The organism is Streptomyces sp. TRM64462, assembly GCF_013362995.1.
Classification (GTDB): Bacteria; Actinomycetota; Actinomycetes; order Streptomycetales; family Streptomycetaceae; genus Streptomyces.
This window is the reverse complement of sequence record NZ_JABWDV010000086.1, coordinates 1-4,422: the sequence shown is the minus strand read 5'-3', so window position 1 is coordinate 4,422 and position 4,422 is coordinate 1. Positions and strand designations below refer to the sequence as shown.

The 4,422-nt window shown below is 71.7% G+C and carries 3 protein-coding genes; 1 reads left to right on the top strand and 2 read right to left on the bottom strand.

Going from position 1 to position 4,422, the window contains the following annotated elements:
- Both HTZ82_RS04105 and HTZ82_RS04100 read right to left on the bottom strand, forming a co-directional pair.
- The coding region (locus HTZ82_RS04105) for a LuxR family transcriptional regulator (protein WP_175407883.1) at positions 1-1,179 on the bottom strand (1,179 nt) is incomplete at its 3' end.
- Between the two features lie 151 nt (positions 1,180-1,330).
- Positions 1,331-3,166 carry an acyl-CoA dehydrogenase gene (locus tag HTZ82_RS04100; RefSeq protein WP_175407882.1) on the bottom strand — a complete coding sequence of 612 codons (1,836 nt, stop codon included), beginning with the start codon at positions 3,164-3,166 and terminating at the stop codon, positions 1,331-1,333.
- Positions 3,167-3,373: 207 nt separating this feature from the next.
- Here HTZ82_RS04100 and HTZ82_RS04095 point away from each other — a divergent pair.
- Positions 3,374-4,422: serine/threonine-protein kinase (locus tag HTZ82_RS04095; RefSeq protein ID WP_175407881.1), on the top strand; the 1,049-nt coding region annotated here is incomplete at its 3' end.

The window sequence follows — 4,422 nt, the reverse complement described above, 5'->3', positions numbered from 1 at the left end:
GGCCGTCAGGAGGGTGGGGCCCGGGTGCGGGGGGTTGGTGGTGGCGAGGTGGGTGAGGGAGGCGGCGGCCGCGCTCGCCGTCGCGACGTCGCCCGTCGCCAGGGTCACCTCCGTCTGGGCGGCCAGCAGCCGGGCCCGCCGCAGGAGGTCGCCGTCGGGCGGGTCCTCGGCGAGGGCCAGGCGCAGCGCGGCGGCCGCCGCGTCGGCGTGCCCCTGGGCGAGCCGCAGCAGGGCGAGCCCCGGCTGCGGGGTGCGGCCCAGGGCGTGGGCGCGGGCGTACGCGGCCTCGGCGGCGTCCAGGTCGCCCCGCCGCCGGTGGATCTCGGCGGCCACGTAATGCGCCTCGCCCGCCACGGAGACGTCCCCGGCACACAGCTCGGTGCACACGCGGGCGGCCTCCGCCTCTGCCCGCGGCCAGTCGCCGCGCAGGTCGAGGACCTCGACCCGGTGCACCCGGCACAGCCCGCGGAACGGGTTGTCGGACGAGTGCGCCGTGCACCACCGCATCGCCGCGTCCGTCCACTCGGCGGCCCGCCCCAGGTCGGCGGCGGCCATGCACCGGGTGAGCGCCAGGCAGTAGAGCCAGCCCGTGTACAGGGAGCTGAGCTCCCCCGCCGTGACGGCGCACATCGCGTCGTCCAGCAGCGCGAGGCCCTCCTCGGCCCGCCCGTGCGTGATGAGGATGCCGCCGTGGACCTGCCGGCTCATGGCGAGGAGGTCGGGGTTCCCGCAGTTCCGTGCGATGCGCGTCATCCGCCGGGCGGCGGCCAGCGCCCCGTCCAGGTCGCCGCCCCCCGCTGCCTCCTCGGCCTCGGACCAGGCCAGGTAGCACTTCTCGGGGCACTCGGCCAGGCCGCCCAGATGCTGCCGCGCCCGGTGCAGCCACCCGGTGGCCGTGGCCGTACGGCCGGTGTCCCCGTAGTCGTAGAAGAGCATCCACGCGCTGCGCCCCGCCGCCCGCTCGTCGCCCTCGGAGGCGTACGCCGTGTACGCGCGCAGCCGGGCCTCGATCGACTCGGCGAGGCGCCCGGTCCACCAGGCGGCGTCGGCCAGCAGCGTCAGGTCGTCGGCGGCGAGTACGTCCGGGGTCAGGCCGTCGAGCAGGGTGTACGCGGCGCCCCACTCCTCCCGGGCGGCGGCGTCCCGGGCCTTGTCGAGGTCGAGGTCGAGCGTGCCCATGGGCGGTTCCCTTCCTGCTCCTCAGCTTCAGAATAGGAGGGAAATCGCATAAAAGCGGACGGCCCGCTCTTTCCCGGACCGGACCATCCGGGGAAGAGCGGGCCGTCGGGCCACACCCGCAGGCGAGCCTCAGGAGAGCCTCAGCCGAGGCTCAGAAAACGGCCTCGTCCAGCTCCATCAGCGAGTTGTCGACGCCCTCGGCGATGAGCCGCTCGGTCGCGACACCCGGCAGGACGTTGGCCGCGAAGAACTTCGCCGCCGCGATCTTGCCCTGGTAGAAGGCCACGTCCTTCGACGAGGCGCCCGCCGCCAGCTTCTCGGCGGCCACGGCCGCACCGCGCAGCAGCAGGTAGCCGACGACCACGTCACCGGACGCCATCAGCAGACGGGTCGTGTTCAGACCCACCTTGTAGATGTTCTTGACGTCCTCGCCGGTCGCGGTGAGGTCCGTCAGCATCTTGCCGACGATCGCCTCCAGGTCCACGGCCGCCTTGGCGAGCGCGTCGCGCGCCTCGGCCAGCTCCTCGCCGCCGGTGCCGACCGCCAGGAACTTCTTGATCTCCTCGGAGAGCCTGTTCAGCGCGGCGCCCTGGTCGCGGACGATCTTCCGGAAGAAGAAGTCCTGGCCCTGGATCGCCGTGGTGCCCTCGTACAGCGTGTCGATCTTGGCGTCGCGGATGTACTGCTCGATCGGGTACTCCTGCAGGTACCCGGAGCCACCGAAGGTCTGGAGCGACTGGGCGAGCTGCTCGTACGACTTCTCGGAGCCGTAGCCCTTGACGATCGGGAGGAGCAGGTCGTTCAGGCCGTTCAGCGCCTTGGCCTCCGCCTCCTCGCCCGCGGCCTCCGCCGTCTGGATCGCGTCCTGGACGGCGGCGGTGTACATGACGAGGGCGCGCATGCCCTCCGCGTACGCCTTCTGCGTCATGAGGGAGCGGCGCACGTCGGGGTGGTGCGTGATGGTGACCTTCGGCGCGGTCTTGTCCATGAAGTTCGCCAGGTCGGGGCCCTGGACGCGCTCCTTGGCGTACTCCAGCGCGTTGAGGTAGCCCGTCGACAGCGTGGCGATGGCCTTCGTGCCGACCATCATCCGCGCGAACTCGATGATGCGGAACATCTGGCGGATGCCGTCGTGCTTGTCGCCGATCAGCCAGCCCTTGGCGGGGTGCTTGTCGCCGAAGGTCATCTCGCACGTGTTGGACGCCTTGAGGCCCATCTTGTGCTCGACGTTCGTCGCGTAGACGCCGTTGCGCGCGCCCAGCTCGCCGGTCTCCCAGTCGAACTCGTACTTCGGGACGAGGAAGAGCGACAGGCCCTTGGTGCCCGGACCGGCACCCTCGGGGCGGGCCAGCACGTAGTGGAGGATGTTCTCCTCCATGTCGTGCTCACCGGACGTGATGAAGCGCTTCACGCCCTCGATGTGCCAGGAGCCGTCCTCCTGCTGGATCGCCTTGGTGCGGCCGGCGCCGACGTCCGAGCCGGCGTCCGGCTCGGTGAGGACCATAGTGGAGCCCCAGCGCTTCTCGACGGCGATCTCGGCGACCTTCTTCTGCGCCTCGGTGCCCTCCTCGAAGAGGATGCCCGCGAAGGCCGGGCCGGACGAGTACATCCAGACCGCCGGGTTCGAGCCGAGGATCAGCTCCGCGTACGCCCAGATGAGCGAGCGCGGCGACGTCGTGCCGCCGATCTCCTCCGGCAGGCCCAGACGCCAGTACTCGGAGTCCATGAACGCCTTGTACGACTTCTTGAAGGAGGCCGGGACCGGCGCGGTGTTCGTCTCGGGGTCGAAGACCGGGGGGTTCCGGTCCGCGTCGGCGAAGGACTCGGCGAACTCGTTCTCCGCGAGGCGGCAGAGCTCGTCGAGGACGCTCTTGGCGGTCTCGACGTCCATCTCCTCGAACGGACCGGTGCCGTACACCTTGTCGCGCCCGAGGACCTCGAAGAGGTTGAACTCGATGTCGCGGAGATTCGACTTGTAGTGCCCCATGGCGACGGCTCCGTAAGGATCGGGAGGCAGGGTTCCTCGTACATCTACCAGCTAGTAGCTACGATGATGCTACCCGTCGGTAATAAGAGCAACCCCTCCACCGGAACTGTGACGCGTTACGCGTCCGCGCGCCCGCGGTTCTAGGCTGATCGCGTTCATCCGACCGTATGAACGATCACAGGGGACGACCGGGGGGTCATGCCTGTCATGGGCAGCGACGGCGGCAAGGAAAAGGGCAAGGGCCAGGGCAAGGCGCAGGGCAAGGCGCAGGGCGAGGACCAGCGCGGAGGCCAGGGCGAGGGCGTCAGCGGTATAGAGCCGCTCGCGGCGGGCGACCCGGCGCGCATCGGGCCCTACCGGCTGCTCGGTCGGCTCGGCTCCGGGGGCATGGGGCGCGTCTTCCTGGCGCGCTCCGAGGGCGGGCGCACCGTCGCCGTCAAGGTCGTGCACGAGGAGCATGCCGCGGACGGGCAGTTCCGGGCCCGGTTCCGGCGGGAGATCAACGCGGCACGGAAGGTCGGCGAGCACTTCACCGCGCCCGTGCTGGACGCGGACCCCGAGGCCGAGCGGCCGTGGGTCGCGACCGGATTCGTGCCGGGCCCGTCGCTGGAGACGGTCGTACGGGAGTACGGCCCCCTCCCGGTGGACGCGGTCCTCGCCCTGGCGGACGGGCTGCTGCGGGCGCTGGAGGGCATCCACGGGGCGGGCATCCTCCACCGCGACCTGAAGCCGTCGAACGTCATGCTCACCGTCGAGGGCCTGAAGGTCATCGACTTCGGCATCGCCCGCGCCGTGGAACCCTCGGTGGAGTCCCTGCTGACCAGCACCGGCATGGTCGTCGGCTCCCCCGGGTTCATGGCCCCCGAGCAGGTGCTCGGCGAGCCGCTCGGCCCCGAGGCCGACGTCTTCGCGCTCGGCTGCGTCCTGATGTACGCGGCCACGGGCCGGCTCCCGTTCGGGCACGCCGCCGGGAACCAGCACGCCGTGATGTACCGGATCGTCGAGTCCGAACCGGAGCTGGACGGCTTGGCGGACGACGCGCTGCGCGCGTTCATCGCCCGGTGCCTCACGAAGTCCGCGTCGGAACGCCCCGGCGTCGAGGCGCTGTCGGCGGACCCGGCGCTGTCGGGGCGCCCCGACCTGGACAGCGGCGCCTGGCTGCCGGCCCCGCTGGTGGCCCGCCTCGCCCGGCAGGCGGCGCGCCTGCTGGACGCGGAGGCGCTGGCGCCTGCGGAGCCCGCGCCCGAGGAGGCTCC